Source organism: Aureimonas sp. AU22 (assembly GCF_001463745.1).
Lineage (GTDB): Bacteria > Pseudomonadota > Alphaproteobacteria > Rhizobiales > Rhizobiaceae > Aureimonas.
Map to the genome: position 1 here is coordinate 111,573 of NZ_BBWJ01000014.1, position 26,050 is coordinate 137,622.

Annotated in this window: 24 protein-coding genes and 1 riboswitch; of the genes, 15 read left to right on the top strand and 9 right to left on the bottom strand. The window is 67.9% G+C overall.

Going from position 1 to position 26,050, the window contains the following annotated elements:
- The first annotated feature begins 102 nt into the window (after nt 1-102).
- The 7 genes from choX (at nt 103) to AUL34_RS05345 (ending at nt 8,593) form a co-directional block, all read left to right on the top strand.
- The gene (choX, locus tag AUL34_RS05315) at nt 103-1,044 is read left to right on the top strand and encodes a choline ABC transporter substrate-binding protein (protein WP_061932251.1); all 942 of its coding nucleotides are present in this window, start codon (nt 103-105) and stop codon (nt 1,042-1,044) included.
- A gap of 77 nt (nt 1,045-1,121) precedes the next feature.
- The gene (gene betC, locus AUL34_RS05320; RefSeq protein ID WP_061931935.1) at nt 1,122-2,642 is read left to right on the top strand and encodes a choline-sulfatase; all 1,521 of its coding nucleotides are present in this window, start codon (nt 1,122-1,124) and stop codon (nt 2,640-2,642) included.
- A 159-nt stretch (nt 2,643-2,801) separates the two neighbouring features.
- A complete protein-coding gene (gene ugpB, locus AUL34_RS05325; RefSeq protein ID WP_061931937.1) occupies nt 2,802-4,100 on the top strand; it encodes a sn-glycerol-3-phosphate ABC transporter substrate-binding protein UgpB in 1,299 nt (432 codons plus the stop codon).
- Nucleotides 4,101-4,182: 82 nt separating this feature from the next.
- On the top strand, nt 4,183-5,067 hold the full coding sequence (gene ugpA, locus AUL34_RS05330) for a sn-glycerol-3-phosphate ABC transporter permease UgpA (protein WP_061931939.1): 885 nt from the start codon (nt 4,183-4,185) through the stop codon (nt 5,065-5,067).
- A gap of 4 nt (nt 5,068-5,071) precedes the next feature.
- Nucleotides 5,072-5,920 carry a sn-glycerol-3-phosphate ABC transporter permease UgpE gene (ugpE, locus tag AUL34_RS05335; protein ID WP_061931941.1) on the top strand — a complete coding sequence of 283 codons (849 nt, stop codon included), beginning with the start codon at nt 5,072-5,074 and terminating at the stop codon, nt 5,918-5,920.
- Nucleotides 5,920-6,978: a sn-glycerol-3-phosphate import ATP-binding protein UgpC gene (locus AUL34_RS05340; RefSeq protein WP_061931943.1), complete on the top strand. Its 1,059-nt coding sequence runs from the start codon at nt 5,920-5,922 to the stop codon at nt 6,976-6,978. Before ugpE ends, AUL34_RS05340 begins: the two co-directional genes overlap by 1 nt.
- Before the next feature lie 67 nt (nt 6,979-7,045).
- A riboswitch (glycine riboswitch) is annotated at nt 7,046-7,135 on the top strand.
- 144 nt (nt 7,136-7,279) lie between these two features.
- Entirely contained in the window at nt 7,280-8,593 is a 1,314-nt protein-coding gene (locus AUL34_RS05345) for a D-amino acid dehydrogenase (RefSeq protein WP_061931945.1), read from the top strand.
- Nucleotides 8,594-8,653: 60 nt separating this feature from the next.
- Here AUL34_RS05345 and AUL34_RS05350 read toward each other — a convergent pair whose 3' ends face one another.
- Nucleotides 8,654-9,352: a TIGR02594 family protein gene (locus tag AUL34_RS05350; RefSeq protein ID WP_061931947.1), complete on the bottom strand. Its 699-nt coding sequence runs from the start codon at nt 9,350-9,352 to the stop codon at nt 8,654-8,656.
- Between the two features lie 151 nt (nt 9,353-9,503).
- On the opposite strand from AUL34_RS05350, the gene otsB reads away from it, so the two are divergent.
- From otsB to AUL34_RS05375, 5 genes are all read left to right on the top strand, one after another.
- Entirely contained in the window at nt 9,504-10,286 is a 783-nt protein-coding gene (gene otsB / locus AUL34_RS05355; protein WP_244492452.1) for a trehalose-phosphatase, read from the top strand.
- Between the two features lie 2 nt (nt 10,287-10,288).
- On the top strand, nt 10,289-11,740 hold the full coding sequence (locus AUL34_RS05360; protein ID WP_061931951.1) for a trehalose-6-phosphate synthase: 1,452 nt from the start codon (nt 10,289-10,291) through the stop codon (nt 11,738-11,740).
- Between the two features lie 91 nt (nt 11,741-11,831).
- The gene (locus AUL34_RS05365; protein ID WP_061931953.1) at nt 11,832-12,473 is read left to right on the top strand and encodes a 2-dehydro-3-deoxy-phosphogluconate aldolase; all 642 of its coding nucleotides are present in this window, start codon (nt 11,832-11,834) and stop codon (nt 12,471-12,473) included.
- A gap of 87 nt (nt 12,474-12,560) precedes the next feature.
- Nucleotides 12,561-13,427: an alpha/beta hydrolase gene (locus AUL34_RS05370; RefSeq protein WP_244492453.1), complete on the top strand. Its 867-nt coding sequence runs from the start codon at nt 12,561-12,563 to the stop codon at nt 13,425-13,427.
- Nucleotides 13,424-14,095, top strand: coding sequence for a GNAT family N-acetyltransferase (locus AUL34_RS05375; protein WP_061931957.1), 672 nt, complete (start codon nt 13,424-13,426; stop codon nt 14,093-14,095). Before AUL34_RS05370 ends, AUL34_RS05375 begins: the two co-directional genes overlap by 4 nt.
- Before the next feature lie 6 nt (nt 14,096-14,101).
- On the opposite strand, the gene AUL34_RS05380 is transcribed toward AUL34_RS05375, so the two are convergent.
- The 5 genes from AUL34_RS05380 to AUL34_RS05400 form a co-directional block, all read right to left on the bottom strand.
- Complete coding sequence (locus tag AUL34_RS05380) at nt 14,102-14,542, bottom strand: hypothetical protein (protein ID WP_061931959.1); 441 nt, start codon at nt 14,540-14,542, stop codon at nt 14,102-14,104.
- Between the two features lie 159 nt (nt 14,543-14,701).
- Nucleotides 14,702-15,724 carry a hypothetical protein gene (locus AUL34_RS05385; RefSeq protein WP_192845693.1) on the bottom strand — a complete coding sequence of 341 codons (1,023 nt, stop codon included), beginning with the start codon at nt 15,722-15,724 and terminating at the stop codon, nt 14,702-14,704.
- A gap of 175 nt (nt 15,725-15,899) precedes the next feature.
- Nucleotides 15,900-16,898 carry a 2-hydroxyacid dehydrogenase gene (locus tag AUL34_RS05390; protein ID WP_061931962.1) on the bottom strand — a complete coding sequence of 333 codons (999 nt, stop codon included), beginning with the start codon at nt 16,896-16,898 and terminating at the stop codon, nt 15,900-15,902.
- Nucleotides 16,895-17,935, bottom strand: coding sequence for a LacI family DNA-binding transcriptional regulator (locus tag AUL34_RS05395; protein WP_061931964.1), 1,041 nt, complete (start codon nt 17,933-17,935; stop codon nt 16,895-16,897). The genes AUL34_RS05390 and AUL34_RS05395 overlap by 4 nt, the downstream gene beginning before the upstream one ends.
- Before the next feature lie 80 nt (nt 17,936-18,015).
- Complete coding sequence (locus tag AUL34_RS05400) at nt 18,016-18,492, bottom strand: MarR family winged helix-turn-helix transcriptional regulator (RefSeq protein WP_061931966.1); 477 nt, start codon at nt 18,490-18,492, stop codon at nt 18,016-18,018.
- 123 nt (nt 18,493-18,615) lie between these two features.
- On the opposite strand from AUL34_RS05400, the gene AUL34_RS05405 reads away from it, so the two are divergent.
- Genes AUL34_RS05405 through AUL34_RS05415 form a run of 3 tightly spaced genes read left to right on the top strand, consistent with a single transcriptional unit; the run spans nt 18,616 to nt 21,601 of the window.
- On the top strand, nt 18,616-19,422 hold the full coding sequence (locus tag AUL34_RS05405) for a creatininase family protein (RefSeq protein ID WP_061931968.1): 807 nt from the start codon (nt 18,616-18,618) through the stop codon (nt 19,420-19,422).
- Between the two features lie 44 nt (nt 19,423-19,466).
- Nucleotides 19,467-20,624, top strand: a complete 1,158-nt coding sequence (locus AUL34_RS05410; protein WP_061931971.1) for a GTP-binding protein — start codon at nt 19,467-19,469, stop codon at nt 20,622-20,624.
- Entirely contained in the window at nt 20,624-21,601 is a 978-nt protein-coding gene (locus AUL34_RS05415; RefSeq protein ID WP_061931973.1) for a WD40 repeat domain-containing protein, read from the top strand. The genes AUL34_RS05410 and AUL34_RS05415 overlap by 1 nt, the downstream gene beginning before the upstream one ends.
- A 6-nt stretch (nt 21,602-21,607) precedes the next feature.
- Here the strand turns inward: AUL34_RS05415 and AUL34_RS05420 are convergent, their stop codons facing one another.
- The 3 genes from AUL34_RS05420 to odc2 all read right to left on the bottom strand — a co-directional run bounded on the left by AUL34_RS05420 (nt 21,608) and on the right by odc2 (nt 26,003).
- Nucleotides 21,608-23,950, bottom strand: a complete 2,343-nt coding sequence (locus AUL34_RS05420; RefSeq protein WP_192845694.1) for a PAS domain-containing protein — start codon at nt 23,948-23,950, stop codon at nt 21,608-21,610.
- Between the two features lie 212 nt (nt 23,951-24,162).
- Nucleotides 24,163-24,744: a GNAT family N-acetyltransferase gene (locus AUL34_RS05425; RefSeq protein ID WP_061931977.1), complete on the bottom strand. Its 582-nt coding sequence runs from the start codon at nt 24,742-24,744 to the stop codon at nt 24,163-24,165.
- 125 nt (nt 24,745-24,869) lie between these two features.
- Nucleotides 24,870-26,003, bottom strand: coding sequence for an ornithine/lysine decarboxylase (gene odc2 / locus AUL34_RS05430; protein ID WP_061931979.1), 1,134 nt, complete (start codon nt 26,001-26,003; stop codon nt 24,870-24,872).
- Nucleotides 26,004-26,050 lie beyond the last annotated feature (47 nt).

Sequence of the window (26,050 nt, forward strand, 5' to 3'; positions counted from 1 at the left end):
AAAGGACGTATCTTGTGTTTCCGCGGCGTAATCGTTGAGATGGCGGGGTCGGGAGCGGCGCTCCCATCCATGTCCGCGAAGGCGGACGGGCAGGAGGCCCCCATGATCCGAAACGCATCCCTCGTCGCCGCCACCTTGATCCTCGGCGCCGGCATGGCAGGCGCGGCGCTGGCCGCCGATCCCGCGTCCTGCAAGACGGTGCGCATGTCCGATCCCGGCTGGAGCGACATCACGTCCACCAATGCGCTCGCGGGCGTGGTGCTGGAAGGGCTCGGCTACGAGCAGACCGTGGAGACGCTGGGCGTTCCGGTCGGCTATCAGGCCCTCGCCAACAAGCAGACCGACGTCTTCCTCGGCAACTGGATGCCGGCGCAGCAAAAGTTCCGCGACGAACTCGACGCCAAGAAGGCGGCCGATGTCCTGACGCAGAACCTCCAGGGCATCCGCTTCACCCTCGCGGTGCCGAACTACGTGGCCGAGGCCGGCGTCAAGGACGTGAAGGACCTCGCGGCCAACGCCGACAAGTTCAAGAAGGAAATCTACGGCATCGAGCCCGGCGCGCCGGCCAACCAGAACATCCAGTCGATGATCGACGCGCCGGCCTACAACCTCTCGGGCTGGAAGCTGGTGGACTCCAGCGAGCAGGGCATGCTGTCCCAGGTCCAGCGCGCCGCCCGGTCCAAGGACTGGATCGTGTTCCTCGGCTGGGAGCCCCACCCGATGAACAACATGGGCCTGACCTATCTGTCGGGCGCCGACGAGTTCTTCGGCAAGAACTTCGGCGCCGCCGAGGTCTTCACCCTGGCGCGCGCCGGCTACGCCGCCGAGTGCCCGAATGCGGCCAAGCTCTTCACCCAGCTGCACTTCACGGTGGAGCAGGAGAACCAGATCATGGCGGCGCTGGCGGATGGGACGGAGGCCCAGAAGGCCGCCAAGGACTGGCTGAAGAGCAACCCCGGCACGCTCGACGCGTGGCTCGCCGGCGTCACCACCCTCGACGGACAGCCGGGTCTCGATGCGGTAAAGGCCGAGATCGAAGGCTGATCCCCGTCTTCGCTTGACGGACCCACGCTGCCGCGGTCATTGCCGCGGCAGTTTCGCATTCATTCGTCGAGTCCGTCATGAACAAGAGCCGGCCCAACTTCCTGATCGTCATGGTGGACCAGCTCAACGGGACCCTCTTCCCGGACGGCCCGGCGCGTTTCCTCCATGCGCCCAACCTCAAGGCGCTGGCGGCCCGCTCGGCCCGCTTCGTCAACACCTATACGGCGAGTCCGCTCTGCGCGCCGGCCCGCGCTTCGTTCATGAGCGGCCAGTTGCCCTCCAAGACCCGGGTCTACGACAACGCGGCGGAGTTCGCCTCGGACATCCCGACCTTCGCGCATTACCTGCGCCGCGCCGGCTATCGGACCTGCCTGTCGGGCAAGATGCACTTCGTCGGGCCCGATCAGCTCCACGGCTTCGAGGAGCGGCTGACGACCGACGTCTATCCCGCGGACTTCGGCTGGACGCCGGACTACGCCAAGCCCGGCGAGCGCATCGACTGGTGGTATCACAATCTCGGCTCGGTGACGGGGGCGGGCGTTGCCGAGATCACCAACCAGCTGGAATACGACGACGAGGTCGCGCACCATGCGGGCGCCCGCCTCTACGACCTGTCGCGCGGCAACGACGACCGGCCCTTCTGCCTCACCGTGTCGTTCACCCACCCGCACGACCCCTACGTCGCTCGGCGCCGGTTCTTCGACCTCTACCGCAACTCGCCGGCGCTCCTGCCGGCGGTGGAGCGCATCGAGTTCGCCGACCAGGACCCCCATTCGCAGCGTCTGATGATCGCCTGCGAGGATCACAAGTATCGCATCACCGACGAGATGATCGCGCGCTCGCGCCAGGCCTACTTCGCCAACATCAGCTACATCGACGAGAAGGTCGGCGAGCTCGTCGACATCCTCCAGCGGACGCGAATGCTGGAGGACACGATCATCCTCTTCGTGTCCGACCACGGCGACATGCTCGGCGAGCGCGGCCTCTGGTTCAAGATGAACTTCTTCGAGGGCTCGGCCCGCGTGCCCCTCATGGTCTCGGCGCCCGGCCTTCCGCCCGGCCCCTACATGCAGCCGGTGTCGACGCTCGACGTCCTGCCGACGCTGGCCGAGCTTGCCGGCATCGATCTGTCGGACGGGGCCGAATGGCTCGACGGCGTCTCGCTCCTCGACACCGCGCGGCGTGGCGAGCGTGCGGCGGCAGTGCCGATGGAATACGCCGCCGAAGGCTCGATCGCGCCGATGATCGCGATCCGGCGGGGCCCCTGGAAGTTCACCCGCTGCGCGGCCGATCCCGATCAGCTCTTCAATCTGGAGGAAGACCCGTCGGAGCTGCGCGACCTCGCCGGGGATGCGGACCATGCGCAGACCCTCGCCGCCTTCGACGCCGAGGCGCGCGCGTTCTGGAACCTGAAGGCCTTCGACGCGCAGGTGCGCCAGAGCCAGGCGCGCCGCCACGTCACCTACGAGGCGCTTCGCAACGGCGCCTACTACCCCTGGGACTTCCAGCCGCTGCAGAAGGCGTCCGAGCGCTACATGCGCAATCACATGGATCTCAACATCCTGGAGGATTCGCAGCGGTTCCCACGCGGCGAGTGAGCGCACGAGGTGCGTGTGGATGGTGGAAAGTGAAACTCTGACAAGGCTTTGCACTGTCACAGAACCATCGTAGGTTCGACATGCGACTGTCGGTCCGCACCGCTAGGAGGGCGGTGACGGACCGTTGCCATGAAGGCACGGCGCTGGGAGCCTGATGCGATGACCAAGACGACAACCGCCGCCGCGACGATCGTGGCCGCCCTTTTCGCCTCGACCGCCGCCATGGCGCAGACCGAGATCCAGTGGTGGCACGCGATGAGCGGCGCCAACAACGATGTCGTCGAGCAGCTCGCGAAGGAATTCAACGAGAAGCAGTCCGACTACAAGATCACGCCGGTCTTCAAGGGCACGTATCCGGAGACGCTGAACGCCGGCATCGCCGCGTTCCGCGCCAAGCAGGCTCCCGCCATCATCCAGATCTTCGACGCCGGCACGGGCGTGATGATGGGTGCCGAGGGTGCCATCAAGCCGGTGGCCGAGGTGCTCGGTCAGAGCTTCGACAAGTCGAAGTACCTGCCGGGCATCGTGTCCTACTATTCCAAGCCCGACGGGACGATGCTGAGCTTCCCGTACAACTCGTCCTCGCCGATCATGTACTACAACAAGGACGCTTTCCAGAAAGCGGGCCTCGACGTCGACAATCCGCCGAAGACCTGGCCGGAAGTGTTTGACGCCGCAAAGAAGATCAAGGCGTCGGGCGCCGCCCCCTGCGGCTTCACCTCGACCTGGCTGACCTGGATCCAGACCGAGAACTTCGCCGCCTGGAACAACGTGCCCTACGGCACCAACGAGAACGGCCTCGCGGCGCTCGACGTGAAGCTCGAGGTCGATGCGCCGATCTTCGTCGACCACTTCCAGGCGATCGCCGACCTCGCCAAGGACGGCACGTTCCGCTACGGCGGCCGTACGGCGGAGGCCAAGCAGCTCTTCCTGTCGGGCGAGTGCGCGATGTTGACCGAATCGTCGGGTGGCCTCGGCGACGTCGTGAAGTCCGGCATGAACTACGGCACCGGCCAGCTTCCCTACGACCCGAAGGGGAACGGCGCGCCGCAGAACACGATTCCGGGTGGCGCCAGCCTCTGGGTCTTCGGCGGCAAGTCCGACGAGGAGTACAAGGGCGTCGCCGCCTTCTTCGAGTTCCTGTCGCAGACCGACATCCAGTCGCGCCTGCACCAAGTCTCCGGCTATCTGCCAGTGACGCTCGCCGCCTATGAGGCGACCAAGGCCAGCGGCTTCTACGAAAAGAATCCGGCCCGCGAGATTCCCATCCAGCAGATGATGGGCAAGACCCCGACCGAGAATTCCAAGGGCGTGCGCTTGCCGAACTTGCCGCAGGTGCGCGACATCATGAACGAGGAGTTCGAGGCCATGCTGAACGGCAGCCAGGACGCCAAGACGGCGCTCGGCAAGATCGTCGAGCGCGGCAACGCGGCGATCGCGCAGGCCGCCGGCCAGTAAGCGGCCGCACAGGCGACCCTCACCCTCAAGGCGCCCCGCCGTTCGCGGCGGGGCGCTCCCATGTCATGCTCGGGACGGCCGTTTGAACACCCGCGTCACCTTTCCCAACAAGCTCTTGCCCTATCTGCTGCTCGCGCCGCAGGTTCTGGTCACACTCGTCTTCTTCTACTGGCCGGGCGCCCAGGCGCTCTATCAATCGGTGTTGCGCGAGGATGCTTTCGGCCTGAAGACGCAGTTCGTCGGGCTTGCCAACTTCCGGCAGGTGCTGTCCGACCCGGGATATCTCCACGCGCTGAAGACGACCGTGTTCTTCAGCCTGTCGACCGCGGTGCTGGCCATGGGGCTCGCCCTCCTGCTCGCGACCTCGGCCGAGAAGGTGCTGCGCGGCAAGGCGTTCTACCGCACGCTGTTGATCTGGCCCTATGCCGTGGCGCCCGCCATCGCCGGCATGCTCTGGCTCTTCATGTTCAATCCCACCATGGGCACCTTCGCCTACATGCTGCGCTCGGCCGGCTACGGATGGGACCCGCTCCTGAAGGGCGAGCAGGCGATGGGGCTCGTGATCGTCGCGGCGGCGTGGAAGCAGATTTCCTACAACTTCCTGTTCTTCGTGGCCGCCCTTCAGTCCATCCCGCGCTCGCTGATCGAGGCGGCGGCGATCGACGGGGCGAGGGGCCCGAAGCGCTTCTGGACGATCGTCTTCCCGCTGATCGCGCCGACGACCTTCTTCCTGCTCGTCGTCAACACGGTCTACGCCTTCTTCGACACGTTCGGCATCATCGATTCGGTGACCGGGGGAGGTCCGGCCAAGGCGACGGAGACGCTGGTCTACAAGGTCTACACGGACGGTTTCGTGAATCTCAATCTCGGCGCCTCGGCCGCCCAGTCGGTGATCCTGATGGCGATCGTCGTGGCGCTCACGGCCTTTCAGTTCCGCTTCGTCGAGCGGCGCGTGCATTACGGGTGAGGCGATGATCGAGAACCGCCCCTTCGCCACAGCGCTCGCGCACGGCGTCCTGATCCTCGGCGTCCTGATCGTCGCCTTTCCGATCTACTACACGTTCGTCGCCTCGACGCTTCCGGTGTCGCAGATCCTGCGCCCACCGCTGCCGCTCCTGCCGGGCGACCGGTTCGTAGAGAACTATGGGGAAGCGCTGTTCGGCGGCGTCGGGCGGATCGGCGGCGTCGGCGTCTGGACGCTCCTGTTCAACACGTTCGTGATGGCGCTCGGCATCGCGCTCGGCAAGATCGTCATCTCGCTCCTGTCCGCATTCGCGATCGTGTTCTTCCGCTTTCCCTTCCGGATGGCCTTCTTCTGGCTCATCTTCATGACGCTGATGCTGCCCGTCGAGGTGCGCATCCTGCCGACCTACAAGGTGATGGTGGATCTCGGCCTGATCGACACCTATGCCGGGCTGATCCTGCCGCTCGTCGCCTCGGCGACGGCCACGCTCCTGTTCCGCCAGTTCTTCCTGACCATTCCGGGCGAGCTGGTCGAGGCGGCGCGCGTCGACGCGGCGGGCCCGATGCGCTTCTTCCGGGACATCCTCCTGCCCCTGTCGAAGACCAACATCGCGGCGCTCTTCGTCATTCTCTTCATCTACGGCTGGACCCAGTATCTCTGGCCGCTCCTCGTCACCAACGACAATTCCATGAACACGATCGTGATCGGCCTGCGGAAGATGGTCTCCTTCGCCGACGCCGACACGCCGTGGAACCTCGTCATGGTGACGGCGATCCTCGCCATCCTGCCGCCCGTTCTGGTGGTGGTGCTGATGCAGCGCTGGTTCGTCAAAGGCCTCGTGGAATCGGAAAAGTAATGGCCTCGATCACGCTTCAAGACGTCCGCAAGACCTATCCGAACGGCCAGGAGGCGGTGAAGGGCATCTCGCTCGACATCGCGGACGGCGAGTTCGTGGTGCTCGTCGGTCCGTCGGGCTGCGGCAAGTCCACGCTCCTGCGCATGGTGGCCGGGCTGGAGACGATCACGGCGGGCGAGGTGCGGATCGGGGATCGACGGGTCAACGAACTCGAGCCGGCCGACCGGGACATCGCCATGGTGTTCCAGAACTACGCGCTCTACCCGCACATGAGCGTGCGGCAGAACCTCGCCTACGGTCTCAAGAACCGGAAGATGCCGGCACCCGAGATCGAGCGGCGCATCGGCGAGGCGGCCCGGGCCCTCGAGATCGAGACCTATCTCGACCGCAAGCCGGGCCAGCTGTCCGGCGGCCAGCGCCAGCGCGTCGCGATGGGGCGTGCCATCGTGCGCGAGCCCGCCGCCTTCCTGTTCGACGAGCCGCTTTCCAACCTCGACGCCAAGCTGCGCGTTTCGATGCGCGCCGAAATCCGCCGCCTGCAGAAGCGGCTGAGGACCACGAGCCTCTACGTCACGCACGACCAGCTCGAGGCGATGACGCTGGCCGACCGGCTCGTGGTGCTGAACGGGGGGCAAGTCGAGCAGGTGGGGACGCCGATCGAGGTCTACGAGCGTCCGGCCTCGCTCTTCGTCGCGAGCTTCATCGGCTCGCCGGCGATGAACCTCGTGCCCATAGCCGAAGCGTTGAAGGTCGAGGGCATGGACCGTGCGCTCGGCACGGCGCCCGGCGGGACGCAGGTCCTCGGCATTCGGCCTGAGCACGTCTCCATCGTGGAGGGGGCGGGGGACGGGCGCCCCTCGACAGAGGTCGTCCTCACCGCGATCGAGCGGGTGGGCGCGGAAACCTATCTCTACGGCAGCCTGCCCGCAGGCGGCGCCGACATCGCGCTCCGCACGTCGGGCCACGTGCGCAAGGATCTTGGCGACACACTGCGGATCGGATTCGATCCGGCAGCGCTCCACCTGTTCTCGACCGACACGGGACGGCGCGTTGCATAGAATGCAGGCAGCGTCTGCGGATTCTTTGAACTTGCCGCATTCGTCCTATCCCGCTATCTAGACCCTATCGCCGCTTGCGGGAGAGACCGGCCGAAAGGCCGGCGCCGAAGGAGCAACCGCCCCGGAAACTCTCAGGCAAAAGGACCGCGCGGCGCAAACCAAATCCGGAGAGTGACGGCTCGTTTGGCCGTCCGCCGAAGGAGAAAGCGGACGAGGGAATTCATCCCTTTCCGTGAAACTCTCAGGCCAGTGACGGAGGGGCACGAAGGCAACCCGCGAGAGCGCGGGGAAAGGACCTGTCGTGACCTCAGTCGCCGTCATCGGTGCCGGCATCACCGGCATCACCACCGCCTACAAGCTCCTGTCCCAGGGCCTCGACGTGACGGTCTTCGACCGCAACGCCTATTCGGCCATGGAAACCTCGTTCGCCAACGGGGGCCAGCTTTCCGCCTCCAACGCCGAAGTCTGGAACTCGCCGTCGACGTTCCTCAAGGGCATCAAGTGGATGCTCCGCAAGGACGCGCCGCTTCTCGTCCATCCGGCGCCGACCTGGCACAAGCTGTCCTGGATGGCCGAATTCGTGCTCGCCGCGCGCTCCTACGAGGAGAACACGGTCGCGACCGTGAAGCTCGCCATCGCAGCCCGCCGCCACCTCATCGAAATGGCCGAGCGCGAGGGCTTCGAATTCGACCTCATGAAGCGCGGCATCCTGCATGTCTACGAATCGAAGTCCGAGTTCGACCATGCGACCCGCGTCAGCGCCCTGTATGCCAAGGGCGGACTCGAGCGCCGCAGCCTGACGGATGCCGAGATCCATGCGATCGAGCCCGCGCTCGCCGGAACGTTCCACGGCGGCTTCTTCACCGAATCGGATTTCACCGGCGACATCCACAAATACACGCGCGGTCTCGCCGACGCGGTCGTGCGCCACGGCGGCACCATCCGCTACGAAGCGGACGTCACGCGGCTTTCGACGCGTAGCGAGGGCGGCGCGGCCGTCTTCTCGCGGGCCGTGGGCAGCGAGGACGAGGCGGTGCGCGAGGACTTCGACGCTGTCGTCGTGTGTGCCGGCGTCGCCAGCCGCCGCTTCGCCAGCCAGCTCGGCGACCGCGTCAACATCTATCCGGTGAAGGGCTACTCGATCACGGTGAACCTCACCGACGAGGCGAGCCGCGCGGGTGCCCCTTACGTCTCGTTGCTCGACGACAAGGCGAAGATCGTCACCAGCCGTCTCGGCGAGGATCGTCTGCGCATCGCGGGCACAGCGGAGTTCGCCGGCGAGAACCGCGACATCCGCATGGATCGCATCAAGCCGCTGGTGGACTGGTGCCGTCACCGCTTCCCCGGCGTCTCCACCGCCTCCGTGGTGCCGTGGGCGGGTCTGCGTCCGATGATGCCGGACATGCTGCCCCGCGTCGGCCGCGGCAAGGCGAAGGGTGTCTACTACAACACCGGCCATGGGCATCTCGGCTGGACGTTGTCCGCCATCACCGCCGACACGATCGCGGCGGAAGTGGCGGGCGACCATGCGGCGCCGGGCGTCTTCGTGCGCTCCGAGCTGAAGCCGGTCCCGGCCGTTCGCGACGAAGCCGAGCGCATCACCGAAGCGGCCTGATCGCACCTGCCACCGACCGTTGGCCGGCTCGCCCGAAAGGCGGGCCGGCCTTTCGCTGAGTCAGCTCAAGGACGTCTCGAAGACGCCGGAGGTCAGGCCCATGCGCACGACCTGCCGGGCGGCGGACGGCGCGGTCGCCGGCCACCGCGCCCCGAGGAACTGCGAACGCGGCAGGCGCTTGACGTTCACCGCATCGCTCTGGTTGCCGCCGAGCACGTAGAAGCCGGTCTCGTCCTCGCCGGCATAGAAGCCGACATGGCCCTTGCCGCTGGCTCGGCTCTCCCGCCAGAAGACTAGAACGCACCCGAGGCCGGGATCGCACGGCGTGCCGAAGCGCGCCCAGTTGCGTGCGCCGAGCGGATGGGCGGGCAGGGGCTCCTGGGGGAGCGTGGCACCGATGCAATGGGCCACGAACAGGCCGCACCAGGGAATGTCGTCGCCTCGGTAGGGAATGCCGAGCCCCTCCGCCCAGTCTTCGATCACCGGGTTGCTGCCCTGGCCCGGCACCTCGCGCGTACCGACGAGGCGACGCGCCTCTTGGTACCAGGGATGATCGGGGCTCTCGGCACCGTGCGCTTCTCCCGCGAACAGTCGTGCCAGCGTCAGCGGGCCGACGATCCCGTCCACAACGAGCTTCTGGTCGCTCTGAAACGCGCGAACGGCGGCTATCGTCCGGCGGCCGTGGATCCCGTCCGAAGGCCCCGGATCGTAGCCGAGCGCCCGGAGCCTCGTCTGGATTCGCAATGTGCGGTCGCTCATGCCCTGTCCCTTCGCCGATCACGGACGGCATCGCGGATCCGCGCCGTCGCTCGGCGGCATCTTCCGGGCGCTTGAAGCAGGGGAGGGGCAATCGGGGAAACTATGGCCGGCGTGGGGCGGTTGTGCGTGCATTTCAAGGGTAGGCATCCCTGTGGTTTCCCCTATCTTCGCGGCCATGAACCTCCCCCCGCCGCTCGACCCCGCCCGCCACGCGCTGTTCATCGACTTCGACGGGACGCTCGTCGAACTCGTCGACCGGCCGGAGGACGTTCGCATCTCGCGCGAGGCGGTGGAGCGTCTCGGCACCCTCCAGCGCGAATGCTCGGGTGCCTTCGCCCTTCTCAGCGGGCGCCGCATCGCCGACCTTGACGCCTTCCTGGCGCCGCTCGCCTTCGCGGCTGGCGGCGTCCACGGACTGGAGCGCCGCGAGGAGCCGGGCGGCCCGCTCGTCCTGCTCGCCGGGCCTGCGGGTCTCGATGCGATCCGGCTCGTCCTGTCCATCGGCGTGACCGAAGAGCCCCGCCTGAGGCTGGAGGACAAGGGAACCTCCCTCGTGATTCACTACCGGGGACATCCAGAACTGGAGCACGCCGCAACGGAGCTCGTGACGCGCGCCGTGCAGGACGAACCGGGCTTCGCCGTCATGAAGGGCTCCGACATCGTCGAGGTGCATCTCGGCGGCATGGACAAGGGCAAGGCCCTGGCGGCGTTCATGGCGCGCGAGCCGTTCGTCGGCCGCGTGCCGGTCTATCTCGGGGACGATACGACCGATGAGTTCGGCTTCGCCGCCGTCAAGGCGCTGGACGGCGTGTCGGTCAAGGTCGGCACCGGCCCGAGCGAGGCGGACTACAGGCTGGCGTGCGTGGACTCCGTCCATCGTTGGCTCGGGGTAGAGCCGGCAGCGGGCGATGGCGACATGAAGGAGGCTTCGTAAGGATGGCGGACGGCAATCATCGGCTGGTCATCGTATCCAACCGGGTGGGCCCTCTCAGCGACGAGGGCAAGGCCGGCGGGCTCGCCGTGGGGCTGGCCGACGCGCTGCGGCGTCGCGGCGGCCTTTGGTTCGGCTGGAGCGGCGAGATCTCGGCCGAGGGCACGGCCAGCGAGATCCGTGTCGAGGAGCATGGCCATACCGCCCTGAAGACGATCGATCTCACGCAGGAAGAGATCGAAGGGTTCTACTTCGGCTATGCCAACCGCTCGCTCTGGCCGCTCCTGCACTATCGGCTCGACATCGCCGCTTTCGATCGCGAGTCGGAGCGGGTCTATCGCAAGGTCAACCGCCGCTTTGCCGAACGCCTGCTTCCGCTTCTGGAAGGGGACGACCTGGTCTGGGTTCACGACTACCACTTCTTCTTCCTGGGGCAGGAACTGCGCAAGGCGGGATACGACGGACGCCTCGGCTTCTTCCTGCATATTCCCTTCTGCCCGCCCGATATGCTCACCGCGCTGCCGGCCAGCCACGATCTCGTGCGCGCGATGCTCGCCTACGACGTCATCGGCTTCCAGACGGAGAACGACCGGCGCAACTTCGTGGCCTTCTGCATCCAGGAGTTCGGGGCTGAGGACATCGACGGCGACCGTGTGCGCACCTCCGACGGGCGGATCGTGCGCGCATCCGCCTTTCCCATCGGCATCGACGCCGAGGGTTTCGCCGAATTCGCCTTGTCCGAGGAGGCGCGCGAGCACGAGGCGATGGTCCAGGCCATCTCGCATGGCCGGCACCAGATCGTCGGCGTCGATCGGATGGACTATTCCAAGGGCATCGTGGAGCGGTTCCGCGGCTACGAGCTGCTGCTGGAGGACAACCCCGATCTGCGCGGACAGACGCAGTTCCTGCAGGTCGCACCCGTCTCGCGGGGGGAGGTGGAGGCCTATGCCGATCTCCGCGTGGAGCTGGAGGGGCTGGCCGGCAACATCAACGGCCGCTTCGCGACGATCGACTGGAATCCGATCCAGATCCTGGTCAACGGCTTCACCCGGCGGGCGCTGGCCGGCATTTACCGCGCCGCGCAGATCTGTATGGTCACGCCCCTGCGCGACGGCATGAACCTCGTCGCCAAGGAATTCGTCGCCGCGCAGGACCGGGCGGATCCCGGTGTCCTCATCCTGTCGCGCTTCGCGGGCGCGCGCGCCGAACTGCCCGAGGCACTGATCGTCAATCCCTACTCGCCGGACGATCTCGTCCGCGCCCTGCGTCAAGCGCTGGAGATGCCGCTCGAGGAGCGGCAGCGCCGGCACGAGGCGATGCGCGCGCGCGTCTTCGCCAACACGGCTCAGGTCTGGTGCGAGACCTTCCTGGCGGTTCTCGACGCGCCCGACGAGCGTGTCCTGCAGCCGCCCTCGTGGTGGGAGCGTTTCCGGGCCGGCCTGCCGATGAACTGGTAGCAAATCGGTTGAACCGCCGGGTTTCGACGCGCTGACCGTTGGGCTAAAGCTGAACAACGAACCGGCCGTCAGCGCAAGGACCAGGAAACCGATGACCCAGAAGACCCACGCCCTGTTGGAAATCCTCACCGGCCAGCCCGTCATGCCGGTGGTCGCGGTGGAAAGCGCCGCGGAGGGTGTGGGTCTCGCGCGTGCGCTGGCGGCGGGCGGTCTGCCGGGCATCGAGGTGACCTTGCGCACCCCGGCTGCGCTCGATGCAATCAAGGCCATTTCCGCCGAAGTCCCGGAGGCGCTGTGCGGCGCCGGCACGATCCTTACCCCGCGCCAGTTAGATGCCGCGGTGGAGGCGGGCGCCCGCTTCATCGTCTCGCCCGGCACGACGCACGAGGTGCTGGACGCCGCCAAGACCTCCGACGTGCCGCTTCTGCCGGGCGCCGCGACGCCGAGCGAGCTGATGGCGATGATCGAGGAAGGCTACGAGATCCTCAAGTTCTTCCCCGCCGAGCAGTTGGGAGGCATCCCCTACCTGAAGGCGCTCGCGCCCGTGTTCCAGGGCATTCGTTTCTGCCCGACGGGCGGCGTCAGCCCGAAGAACGTCTCCGACTACCTCGCCCTTCCCAACGTCGTGTGCGTCGGCGGCTCCTGGGTCGCGCCCAAGGACTTGGTTTCGGCCGGTCGCTTCGACGAGATCACCGCGCTGGCAAGGGAGGCGGCGGCGCTCGGGCGTCGCTGACGTCGCAGCGGGGCGGCGGCGACTGGCCGCCGCCTTTCGTCCTCCCATCTTCCGCAGGACCTTCCGCCTCCCGGACCCGCGATCCCCTTGCACGCCATTCCCCGTCTGCTTCTCGTCGTTCTGCTCGCCGGCCTGCTGTCGGCCTGTTCGGGCCCGGCGTTTCTCAACGCGCTGACCAGCCGCGCCGGCTTCGAGACGATCCCCGATATCCGCTACATGCCGGGCGAGCGCGGGACGTTCGATCTCTACGTGCCCAATGGGGCGGGGGCGTCGACGCCGATCGTCGTGTTCTTCTACGGCGGAAGCTGGGACTCCGGTTCGAAGTCGATCTACCCCTTCCTCGGGCAGTCGCTGGCATCGGCGGGCTTCGTCGTCGCCATTCCGGACTACCGGGTCTACCCCGAGGTGCGCTTCCCGACCTTCGTGGAGGACGGCGCGCGGGCCGTGGCAGCCGTGGAGCGGCTCGCACGTCAAGGAGGGGCTGGCATCGCGCCCGGCCGGCACCCGATCTTCCTCATGGGCCATTCGGCCGGCGCGCAGATCGCCGCGCTCCTCGCCTATGACGGCCGCTATCTCGACGCTGCTGGGGCGAATACCGGGATCGCCGGCTTCGTAGGCCTGTCCGGGCCCTACGACTTCCTGCCGTTGACGGAGGAGCGCTACAAGCGGATCTTCCCGCCAGCCCTGCGCGACGCCAGCCAGCCGGTGCGCTTCGTCGGCGCGGGCGATCCGACGAGCTTCCTGGCGCATGGCGCGAAAGACACGACGGTGGATCCCGAGAATGCGCGCTCCCTGGCCCGTCATCTACAACGCGCCGGCGTTCCCGTGACGCACAAACTCTATCCCGACCTCGACCATATCGGTACGATCAGCTCGTTCGCGACCGCCCTGCCGCTCGGCGACAGGCAGCTGCGCGAAGACGTTCTGGCGTTTCTGAGGGACCGATCGCGATGACGAGCCACGACCTTTCGCACTGGGAACCTCGCGAGATGCCGGGGCACGGTGCGATGATCGGCGATGCCGTTCGCGTGGAGCCGATGCGCGACGCGCGGCGCTTCGCCGAACTGCATGAAGCCTTCGCGGGGCACGACCGGCTGTGGGACTACCTGGCCTATGGTCCGTTCGAGACGCCTGAGGATTTCGGGCGCTACGCCAACGCGCACTATCTCGGCGTCGATCCGATGTTCCATGCCATCGTTCCCCTGTCCTCGAACCGGGCGGAAGGGGTCGCGGCGTTGATGCGGTTGGATCCGGCCAATGGCGTCGTCGAGATCGGGCATATCTGCCTCGGGCCCAGCCTCCAGCAGACGCGCGCCGCCACGGAGGCGTTCCACCTTCTGTTCTCGCGCGTGTTCGACGAACTCGGCTACCGACGTCTCGAATGGAAATGCAACGACGGGAACGCGCCGTCGAAGCGCGCGGCGCTCCGTTTCGGGTTCACGTTCGAGGGCGTCTTCCGTCAGCACATGGTGGTCAAGGGCCGCAACCGCGACACCGCCTGGTTCTCGATCGTCGACGCCGACTGGCCGAGGGTGAAGGCCGGGTTCGAGGCCTGGTTGCGGCCAGAGAATTTCGACGCGAACGGCCGGCAGCGCCGGTCGCTCGCCCAGTCGCGCCCCTGAGGAGCGTCAGCCCCGCGCGGGAACGATCGTGATCAGGGCGTTGGACGGGTAGATCGACTCGTAGAGAACGCCGTCGCCCGGAATGAACTCGAGCACGGTCTCGCCGCCGCCGTCGGCCATGATGAGCGAGCCGTCGCCGGTGGTCTTCCAGTAGGCGACGCGAGCCAGTTCGGGCGAGGCCGCGCAGTCGGGTCCGAGCGGGGCGCGGCGGAAGCCGGCCGCGGCGTCGGCGGGACCGGCGATCTTGCAGGTTGCGCCGTTGCGCAGGTCGATGAGGCGGATCGCGGCCGCCGGCTGCGGACCAGTGGGCTCGATCGAGCCGGTGATCTCGCTCGACGGACGCATCAGCGACACGAGGCTTTCGGCATTCGCGTCCGAATGGGCGGGAAGGTTGGCGAGGATCGTACCGACGAAGCCGACGCCTAGCGCCACGGCTGCAAATCTCATGACCAATCTCCAAATGCACCGCCTTGCCGAGCGGCACGAAACCCTTGAACGGCCTGCGGCTCCCGGGAAGCGATGGTTCCCGAACACGTGGAGGGGCAAGCGGACAGAGAGACAGTATCGCATCGTTATCCTTACCTGAGGGTTAACGATGCGATCTCGTCAGAACTTGCCTTCGAGGCGCAGCTGCAGCGAGCGGGTGTCGCCGTCACCGCCGAAGCGCGAGCGATGTTCGACCCGCGCGGTCCAGTGCGGCGCGAGTTCCGCCTCGATCTCCGGCGCGATCGTCAGTTCCTGGCTGACCATTCGCCCGAGCGACTGCGCTCGCGCGAGATCCTGACGAACCTCCAGCCGAAGGGCCGGCGCGAGCGCGTAGTCCGGCCGACGGATCGCGCGCGCCGTCTTGATGCCGGCCACGGCCGAGGCACGGCTGGCGAAGAGGGCCGACCCCGTTCCGACCCCGCGCGGCTGGGTGCGGATGGCGGCCGACTCGAAGCGGCCGTAGGGGGAAAGCACCACCGAGCCGGCGCTCATGCGCGAGCCGTAGGTCGCGGTCGCAAAGCCCGCCTCGCCGGACCCGATCGCTCCGCCCGCGGAGGCTGCGGACGCGTACAAGGGGCCGAAACCCACGGCGAGATCGACGAAACTGTCCGGCGTCGGGGCGAAGGTGCCGTAGCTTGAGACCGTGGGCAGGTCCAGCGCGCCGCCATCCGACTGGTAGGTGCGGTTGAAGCCGGCGGCGATGCCGGCGGAACCGCGCGTCGAGAGCGCGAGATCGAAGCCGGTCGCGACGTCGGCACGCGATTGCCGCGAGGCGATCATGCCGTCTAGGTCGCGACCGAACTCGATCACGCCGCTGCCCCACACATCGCCCGACCCGTCGCTCGTGGCCTTGCGGTTCACCTCCAGTTCGGCGGTCGGTGCGGGGCGCCCGTCGAAGTCGTTGTCCCAGAGAAGCGTCGGCAGGTCGGGCTCGGGCTGCGCCAGGAACGGGTCGAGCGTGCGGTCCGCCTGGCTTCGCGCAAGCCGCAGGTCGAGGTCGACGCCGGACATGGCGGTCACGCCGGGATCGCGCACGTCCTCGATCCGCGCGTTGACGCGAGCGCCCGCCGCAAGTGCGAGATCGCTTGCGGCACGCAGAGCGGTTTCGAGCTGCGCGGCGTGGGCGGTTGGCTCGGTGCCCAAGACCGGGCCGAGAAGGAAACAGGCTGCGAACGCCGCGGCCGAAGGGCTGCGGCGTTTTCGAGGCCGGAGAACGGGCATGAACCGTCTCCCAGATCGTGGATGTCGATGCGAATGATCGCAGCGCAGCATAACCTGGGGCTGGATCACGCGAAAGGGCGTGATTCCCCAGGAGCGTTCACGAAACCTTGGCGCGGGAGAGGCCGGCCGCCTCGCTCTCGGGAACGGGGGTCGGCAGCGGCTCGCCGGCGAACCAGGCCGACAGGTTGTCGGCGACAAGGTTGCCCATGGCGCGGCGCGTGTCGCGCGAGGCCGACGCCACGTGCGGCAGGACGACGACGTTGGGCAGGGCGAGAAGATCGGCAGGGATGCGCGGCTCGTCCGCGAAGACGTCGAGGCCCGCGCGGGCGATGGTGCCGTCCCGGAGGGCGTCGATCAGCGCCGGTTCGTCCACGGTGGAGCCGCGCCCGATATTGATGAAGATGCCGTCCGGTCCAAGCGCGCGAAGGATGCCGGCGTTCACCGCCTTGTCCGTCGACGCGCCGCCGGGCGCTGCGACGACGAGAATGTCGACGGCCTTCGCGAGGCCTTCCAACGTATCGTGATAGGCGTAGGACACGTCCGAGCGGCGCGAGCGGTTGTGGTAGGCGATGGCGAGACCGAACGCTTCCAGGCGCTTGGCGATCGCGAGGCCGATGCGTCCGAGGCCCATGATGCCGACCGTCTTGCCGCGCAGCGAGAATCGGGTGAGCGGGTAGGGGCCCTCCGCCTGCCAGCGCCCGGCGCGCGCATAGGCTTCCGCCTGGCCGAGCTCGCGCACGGTCATCAGGAGAAGCCCAAGCGTCGTGTCGGCCACCTCATCGGTGAGGACGTCGGGCGTGTTGGTGACCGCAACGCCGCGCGAGGCGGCATGGGCGGCGTCGACGCCGTCGTAGCCGACGCCGAAATGGCCGATGACCTCGAGGTTCGGCAGCGCATCGATCGCCGCGTTGGGGATGTGACCGGCGACCGCCACGGCGCGGATCGAGGCGCGCTCGCCCTCGGGCAGTTCGGCGAGGTCGCGCTCGCGCAGCTTGCGGACCGTGAAGCGGCGTTCCAGCTCGGTGACGCCGTCTCCGTTGTAGGGGCCGAAGACGAGGACGGTGGCGTCGTTGGATGGGGACACGCGGGCGCTCATTTTGCGAGGGATGGAGTGAGGGTTCCGGAACCGATGCGGCTGGACTGGCGCACGCGCAAGGCGGGACGGATCAGTTCGAGCCGCTCCTCGGCTGGCGCGCCGTTCAAACGGGCCAGAAGCGCGTTGGCGGCGCGATGGCCGACCTCCGTCTGCCCGTTGGCGACCGTGGTGAGCGGCGGCATGGCGATCGCCGCCTCGTCGATGTCGTCGTAGCCGCAGATGGCGATGTCGACGCCCGGCCGGACGCCCGCACGAGACAGGCCGTACATCAGCCCGAGCGCGACGAGATCGGAGAAGCAGACAACGGCACTCGGCCTGTCGGCGAGGGTTAGGAATTCGTTTGCCGCATCGAAGCCCTGGTGGCGCGAGCGCGGACCCTTGATCCACCATTCCGGGCGGAAGGCGATGCCGGCTTCCTGCAAGGCGTCGCGGTAGCCCTGCGCCCGGTCGCGGCCAGTGGATGTCTGGTCCGTGCCGCCGACGAGCGCGATGCTGCGATGGCCTTCCTCGATCAGGTGCCGCACCACCAGCGACATCCCGTAGGCGTCGTCACCGCGAAACGAGGCGACGCCCGAGCCTTCCACCGTGCGCGCGATGAGGGCGACGGGCAGGTCGTTGTCCTCGGCGAGACGGATGTCCGAGGCGGGCGTGCCGATCGCCGGCGACATAATCAGCCCGTCGGCGCCGAGCTGCAGCATCGTGTCAAGGAAGGAGCGCTGCTTGGACAGGTCGTCGTAGTGATTACAAAGCACGAAGGTCTGGCGATGGCGGTCGAGTTCGTCCTCGATCGCCTTCAGGATCTCGCCGTAGAACGGGTTCATGATGTCGTGGACGCATACCCCGACGATGCCGGACTTCGAGGTGCGAAGGCTCGCGGCGCGGCGGTTGTAGATGTAGCCGGACGTGCGGGCTTCTTCCTTGATGCGCTCGCGCGTCACTTCCGCCACGAGGGGGCTGTCGCGCAGCGCCAGCGAAACGGTCGCCGTGGAGAGGCCGAGCCGTTCGGCGATCGTCGACAGTTTGACCTTCTGCGCCACCTAGTGCCGTTCCATGTCCATGCGCCCGTGCTCAGCCCTCGGGTGTAAGGACTGGCCTTGTTCGACGCAACCGGAGCCCGTCAATCCTCCGTCTCCCCCGACGCGGCGGCCGGCGCATCGTCGGCGAAGTTCTTTTCGATCCGGCGCAGCAGCTTGCGCAGCCGCCGGGCGTCCTTGGTCTTCATGCCCTTGAGCGCCCGTTTCTCAACGCCGCCCCGCACGAGGCGGACCTCCGCGACGAGGCTCTGGCCCTTGTCCGTCAGATGCACGAAGCTCTGGCGTGCGTCAGTGCCGGACGGGCGGCGCTCGACGATGCCCTGCGCCGACAGCCGCGTCATGGTCTTGGTGACGGTCGGCGGGCGCACGGCGAGGCGTTCCGCGAGGTCGCGCAGCGAGATGCCGTCGTCTTCCTCCGCGATGGCGAGAAGCACGGCGTCCTGGCCAGGGTACAGTCCACGCGCGGCCAACTCGTGCGATAGCGCGTTGCGCACGGCGCGGGCCGTCAGCGTCAGCTGAGCGCCGACCGCGCCACCTTTGATTTTCTTGCGCTCGCCCATACTCGATCACCCGGTCTTCTCGACGCGAGGATGACCGGGACGCCCTGTCTTGTCCACGCCAAGCGGCCTTTCACCATTCCCTGCGGGCCTCTACAAGCCTTCGCAGTCTGAGGAGAGCCACCCATGAGCCTCGCGCGCCGATTCGAGGAGCTGACCAGCGCCGATCTTGCCGAACGGCGGGGCATGCTCGACAGGGCGGTGGCGGTGCTGCCTGTCGCGGCGGTCGAGCAGCATGGCGAGCACCTGCCACTCGGCACCGACGCCCTGATCGCCGACGCCATGGTGTCCCGCGCGATCGCGTGCCTTCGCGCCGACCTCGAAGCCGTGTTCCTGCCGACCCTGCGCGTCGGCGCCTCCGACGAACACCTCGCCTTTCCCGGCACGCTGTCGCTCGGCTGGCGCGTCGCGACGGAGACGATCGTTCGCCTCGGCGAAGGGGTGGCGGATGCCGGGTTCCGGCGCATGGCGATCGTGTCCTCGCATGGCGGCAACACCCAGGCCGTCGAGGCGGCGGCGCTCGATCTACGACGCCGGCGCGGCCTCCTCTGCGCCAGCGCCTCGTGGAACCGCTTCAAGCTGCCGCCCGGCCTGCTATCGGACGAGGAGGTGGCGACGGGCATCCACGGCGGCGCTCTCGAGACCGCGCTGATGCTGCACATCCGGCCCGACCTCGTTCGAACGGACCGGATCGCGAATCGCGCCTCGCTGCAGACCCGGCTCGCCGCCGAGCGCCGCCACCTGCGCGCGCATGGACGGCTCGGCTTCGGCTGGCTGGCCGAGGATCTGAACCCCGTCGGCACCGTCGGCGATGCCGGCCTCGGCACGGCGGATATCGGCCGCGCGATCCTCGATCACCAGGCCGCGCGCTTCGCGGAGTTCCTCGAAGACGTCGCCGCCGTGGATTGGCCTGTGGTCCCCGTGCAAAACTGATCGAGCGGGCCTATATCGGGCGCTCCAGGCAAGGAGGCATCCCGATGTCCGACACGTCCCGCCCGACCGAGGGCCAGATCCCCGTCACCGTGCTCACCGGCTATCTCGGCTCCGGCAAGACGACGCTCTTGAACCGCATCCTCACCGAGGACCACGGCAAGCGCTACGCCGTGATCGTCAACGAGTTCGGCGAGATCGGCATCGACAACGACCTCATCGTCGAGACCGACGAAGAGATCTACGAGATGAACAACGGCTGCATCTGCTGCACCGTGCGCGGCGATCTCGTGCGCGTGGTGGAGAACCTCACCAAGCGCACCGGCCGTTTCGACGCCATCATCGTCGAGACCACGGGCCTCGCCGACCCCGTTCCCGTGGCGCAGACCTTCTTCATGGACGACGACGTGCGCGCCAAGACGCGCCTCGATGCCGTGGTCGCGCTGGTGGACGCCAAGCACATCGGCCTGCGCCTCAAGGATTCGCGCGAGGCCGAGGACCAGATTGCCTTTGCCGACGTCGTACTCCTCAACAAGACCGATCTCGTGACGCCGGAGGAACTGGCGCGCGTCGAGGCCACCGTGCGCGCCATCAACCCGTCCGCCGTGATCCACCGCACCGAGCGCTCCGCGATCCGGCTCGACCGCGTGCTCGGGCAGGGCGCGTTCGACCTCAGCCGAGTTCTCGACCAGGATCCGCATTTCCTCGAAGAAGCGGCGCAGGCGCACGACGACCATGTCTGCGGGCCGGACTGCGACCACGACCATCACCATCACGCCCACGACCACCATGGCCATGACCATCACGATCATGACCATCACGACCACCATCACCACCATCACGATCATGGCCACGACCATCACGGCGAGGTGGCGCCGATCCACGACGTGACGGTGACGTCGATCTCGCTGCGCGGCGGCGAGCTGGATCAGAACCGCTTCTTCCCCTGGATCCAGAACCTGACCCAGACGGAAGGACCGAACATCCTGCGTCTCAAGGGCATCATCGCCTTCAAGGGCGACCCGGACCGCTACGTGATCCAGGGCGTCCACATGATCATCGAGGGCGACCACCAGCGGCCGTGGCGCGAGGACGAGCCCCGCGAGAGCCGGCTCGTCTTCATCGGCCGGGAACTCGACGCAGAGCGGCTGGAGGCCGAATTCCGGTCCTGCGCGGCCAAGACGCGCGAGGCCGCGCCCGCCTGATGCCTGACATTGCCCCCTATTCGTTCGACGGCCATGTCGAGACCGCCGCCTTCCTGAAGGACGAGCCGGTCTTCTCTCTGTCGGACGGCACGATCCGCTTCCCAGCCGGGGGCGAAACCGTCATCGAGGCGCACAAGGGCGGGCTCCTGTCCGCCCGGCTCGACCCGTTCGCGCCGCGGCTCCTGTCGGGCGGCGAGGACGGGCGCGTGGTCGCCACGACGCCGGACCGCCAGTCGTCTGAAATCGCGTCGGCGGGCCGTAAGTGGATCTCGTCGGTCGCCGGTGGTCCGGGCGGGGCGGTCGGCTATGCCGTGGGACGGACGGCCTTCGTGCGCGACGCCAAGGGCGGAGTCCGCGAGTTCGCCCACGGGCGCACGGTGGAGGACCTCGCCTTCGCGCCGAAGGGCTTGCGCATCGCGACCGCGCGCTACGATGGCGCCTCGCTGTTCTTCGCAGGAACCGACGCCAAGGCGCAGGAACTGGAATGGAAGGGTGCCCATACCGGCGCCACCTTCTCGCCGGACGGCCGTTTCCTCGTTACCATCATGCAGGAGAACGCGCTGCACGGCTGGCGTCTCGACGACGGCAAGCACATGCGCATGACCGGCTATCCCGCCAAGGTGAAGAGCATGTCCTGGTCGGCCAAAGGCAAGTTCCTGGCGACCTCGGGCGCCCCGGCTGCCATCCTCTGGCCCTTCACGGGCAAGGACGGCCCCATGGGCAAGGCGCCGCTCGAACTCGGCACGCGCGGCGACACCGGCGTCGTCGCCGTCGCCTGCCATCCGTCGGACGACGTCGTGGCCATCGGTTATGCCGACGGCATGATCCTGGCGGTGCGCTTTTCCGACGCCAAGGAAGCACTCCTGCGGCGCGGCGGATCGAGCGCGGCGCGCACGCTCGCCTGGGACGCGAAGGGGCGGTTCCTGGCGTTCGGGACGGAAAGCGGAGACGCCGGCGTCATCGACATCGCCGGCTGAGGCACTTCAGCCTTCGCCGAGGGCAGACGGAAGCACGGCGTCCTCCGGGTCGAGCTGAAGGTCGGCCTCGATGGTGCACAGGAGCCCGGCGGGGTCGTAGCTGACGACGACCTCGCCGCCGAATTCGGCTGCCAGCGACTGCTCGATCAGGCGCGAGCCGAATCCCTTGCGGTCGGGAGCGACGACCGGCGGCCCACCACTCTCGCACCATTCGAAGCGCAGGCTCTCGCGCGCTGCCCCCAGGCCGATGCGCCATGCGATCCGCACCCGTCCGGTCTCGTTCGACAGGGCCCCGTATTTCGCCGCGTTGGTCGCGAGTTCGTGCAGTGCCAGTGCGAGCGCCAGGCTCTGGCGCGCCGTCAATCGGATGTCGGGCCCGCTCCAGGCGATTCGCTCGCCGCCATCGCCGTGGGTGGCGAGGGTCTGGGAGACGATCGCCTCGATCGGAGCGCTGGTCCAGCTCGTCTGGGTCAGGATGTCGTGGGCGTGGCCAAGCGCGATGAGGCGTGCCGAAAAGGCCGCCAGCCCATCCTGCGCGCTCGCGGCGCGCCGCATGGTCTGGTTCGCCAGCGCATTCACCATGGCCAGCGTGTTCTTGACCCGGTGCTGCAGTTCGCGCGTGAGCAAAGCCTGCCGCTCCTCGGCTTCCTTGGCCTTCGTCACGTCGCGCACGGCGCACACGATCCGAACCGCCGCACCGTCGGCGACGACGCATTGGCCGCTGGCGTGCACGGTTCTCGCTCGGCCGTCATCGTGTCCCGACATGCGGAACACGAGATCGAAGCTCCGTTCCGTCGGCGCTTTCATCGCGCGCCGCACCGCACCTTGCACCCGATCGAGATCGTTCGGGTGGATCAGGGGGCGAAGCGTCTGCGCATAGGTCACCGCGACGTCGACGCCGAGCCCGAAGATCTCGCGGCATCGCGCGTCGCAGACCATGTCACCCGTCTCGAGGTCGTAGTCGAAGCTGCCGATCTCCGCCGCCTCGTGCGCGAGGCGCAGGCGGGCCTCGGTCTCGATCAGCGAGCGTTCCGCCGTGCGGCGGCGGGAGTAGGTCCAGGCCCGGTTCAGGACCTCGCGGATGAAGCCGATCTCGTCGCTCGGCCAGATGCGCGGGGACGTGTGATGGAGGTAGAGGATGACCTGGAGCCGGCCGCCTTCGCGCACCGACAGGTTGATCATCGACAGCGAACCGATCGCCTGCCAGGCCTGCGATCCGTCATGCGTGATCGGATCGGTCCGCACGTCCTCGATGACTGTCAGACCGGTCTGGAGTGCCTCGACGAGACTGCTGCCGAAGTCGGCGATCCGCTTGCGGCCAGACAGGGGTTCGAGACCCGGTGCGGTCCATTCGCCGACGATGGTGGCATAGGTCTCGGTCGGGTCCACCGTGGCATAGCCGACGCGTCCGATCTCCAGCGTCTCACCCAGGAGATGCAGCGCCTTCAGCGTGTAGTCGATCGCCTCGCCGAACTCTCCCTCGTCGCCGAGCCGCAGCAACGCGTCCTGGCGCCGCTCGCGCAGCTTGTCGTGCGTGATGTCCACCACGGCGCCAGGGAAGCGGACCGGCCGTCCGGCGTCGTTCAGGAAGCAACGCCCGCGGGCATGCACCCAGCGTACCGCGCCGTCGGTCCGAACGGTTCGATACTCGGCCGCAAATTCTCCGCCGGAGGCAAGCGTCGCTTCGATCGCCGCTCCGACGCGGGCCTGGTCGTCGCGGTGGATGCCGTGCAGGTAGGCCTCGATTGGAAGTCCACCGGCGGCGCGCGTCTCGTCCACGCCGTAGAGGTTCGCGAACCGCGCGTCCGCGTAGATGAGGTCCTGCGGCAGGAGCCAGTCCCACGTGCCGATCAGGGCGCAGGCGTCGAGCGCGAACTGCAGCCGCTCGCGGCTGGCGGCGAGCTCCAGCCGGGAGATCTCCTCATCCGTGCGGTCGCGGAGGATCTTCAGGAACCCGATCTGGAAGCCCGACGCATCCCGCAAGGGGACGAGTTCGCCGCGCGCGAAGAAGGTCGTGCCGTCGGCCCGCAGGAGCCAACGGTTGTCCGCAGCGCGCCCCTCGCGAATTGCGGTCACCATCTCCTCCTCGACCCGGCCCGCCGCGCGGTCGTCGGGCGTGAAGATGTCGGCGACCGAACGCCCGAGCATGCGCTCTGCCGACCAGCCGAAGACGTCCGTGGCCGCCTGGTTCCAGAGGGTCACGCGACCATCGCCGTCGGTCGCGATCAGCGCATAGTCCGCGACGGTCGTCAGCAGCGTTTCGTAGACGGCTACAGGTAGGGTTGTGTGAAGAGAGGCATCGAGCGGCGGTGCCGCGGATGTGCCCAGACGCGCATTCTCGCGCGTCAATTCGGCGATCCTGCTTTCGGCAGCGGCCAATCGAGCCGCAGCGTCCCCGGTCATTCCCGTTTCCAAGCCGTGCTGCCATCATGGAAAGTCGCCGAAGCTCTACGCGTCGGCGGTGATGTCGTCCCCCGGTCCACCTGAAGCACGTTCGCGGGCCGGGGGCAAAGACAAAGGTCGGTCGGGGGCGAATAACCGCCTCCCTTATGTTTCGGGCGTCAGGCCGCGATGGGAGCGGGGAGGGAGCGGCCGGTCGGCACGATCAGGCCCTGCGCGCCTGTGAGGGCGCCGTCGCGCAAGGCGAGCCCGAGGAGACGGTGCCGTTCGAACGGTCCCGGCATTGCCAGCTTTCTTGCCGCATCGGCATGGAAACCGAACCGCTCGTAGAACGGCGCGTCGCCGACCAGCACGATCGCGCCATGGCCGCGCCAGCGGCTTTCGGCGATGGCGCGCCGCATCAGCGCGGAGCCGATGCCGAGCCCCTCGCAGCGAGCCGAGACGGCGAGCGGGCCGAGCAGCAGGGCGGGAACGTCCTCGCCGGAACGTGTCCCCGCCGAGACATTCCACAGGCGCACCGTGCCGAGAAGTTCGCCGTCGTCCGATTCCGCCACGAGCGAGAGGCCTTCGGCGGCGAGCCGGTCGCGGCGGATCGCCTCCGAAGACTTGCGGCGACGGTTCGGACCCATGGCCGCGTCGAGGAGAGCCTCGCGCGCGGTTTCGTCGGCGGCGGTCTCCGGGCGCAGAGAAAAGGCGGGCGGCAGGAAGGGAAGGTCGGCGAAGAGCTGGGAGCGCGCGAACATCGGCGGTCATCCTCCAGAGTGGGGACGAGCGAAAGCGCGGCGCCTTTCGGGGACGCCGGCGACGAAGCGCCCCGGCACGCAGGGCGCCGGGACGGATGTTCAGGAATTGACGGGCGGTCCGCCCGTCAGATGACGTAGGAGCGGAGCGGCTCGAACCCGTTGAAGGCGACGGCCGAGTAGGTCGTCGTGTAGGCGCCGGTACCCTCGATCAGAACCTCGTCGCCCACCGTCAGCGAGATCGGCAGCGGGTAGGGGGTCTTCTCGTAGAGCACGTCCGCCGAATCGCAGGTCGGGCCGGCGATGACGCAGGGCTCCATGCGGTCGTCGTCGCGCGCCGTCACGATCGGGTAGCGGATCGCCTCGTCCATCGTCTCGGCGAGACCGCCGAACTTGCCGATGTCGAGATAGACCCAGCGGTTCTTGTCCTCGGCCGACTTCTTCGACACGAGCACGACCTCGGCCTTGATGACGCCGGCGTCGCCGACCATGCCGCGGCCGGGCTCGATGATCGTCTCCGGGATCTGGTTACCGAAGTGGCGACGCAGGGCGGCGAAGATCGAGCGGCCGTAGGCCTGGGCCGACGGAACATCCTTGAGGTAGCGCGTCGGGAAGCCGCCGCCCATGTTGACGAGCGTCAGCACGATGCCGCGCTCGGCGAGCTGGCCGAACACCATCGCCGCGTCGGCCAGCGCCTTGTCCCAGGCCTCGGTGTCGCACTGCTGCGAGCCGACGTGGAACGAGACGCCGGTGGCGACGAGCCCGAGGTCGCGGGCATGGGTGAGGACGTCGATCGCCATCGCCGGCACGCAGCCGAACTTGCGCGACAGCGGCCATTCGGCGCCCTCGCCGTCGGTGAGGACGCGGCAGAACACGCGCGCGCCGGGTGCGGCGCGGGCCACCTTCTCGACCTCCTCGACGCAGTCCACCGCGAAGAGCGAGACGCCGAGCGCATGCGCGGCCGCGACGTCGCGCTCCTTCTTGATCGTGTTGCCGAAGGAGATGCGGTTCGGCGTCGCGCCGGCGTCGAGCGCCATCTCGATCTCGGCGACCGAGGCGCAGTCGAAGGACGAGCCTAGCGAAGCCAGAAGACGCAGGATCTCCGGCGCGGGATTGGCCTTCACGGCGTAGAAGATGGAGCTATCCGGCAGCGCCTTGCGGAAGGCGCGGAAATTGTCCTCGACGATGTCGAGATCGACTACGAGGCAAGGCCCGGCAGGACGGCGGGTGGCGATGAAGTCGAGAATGCGCTGCGTAGCCATCGGAAGCTCCGGTTAACCATGAGGTTGACGAGGAGCGTACGCATTCG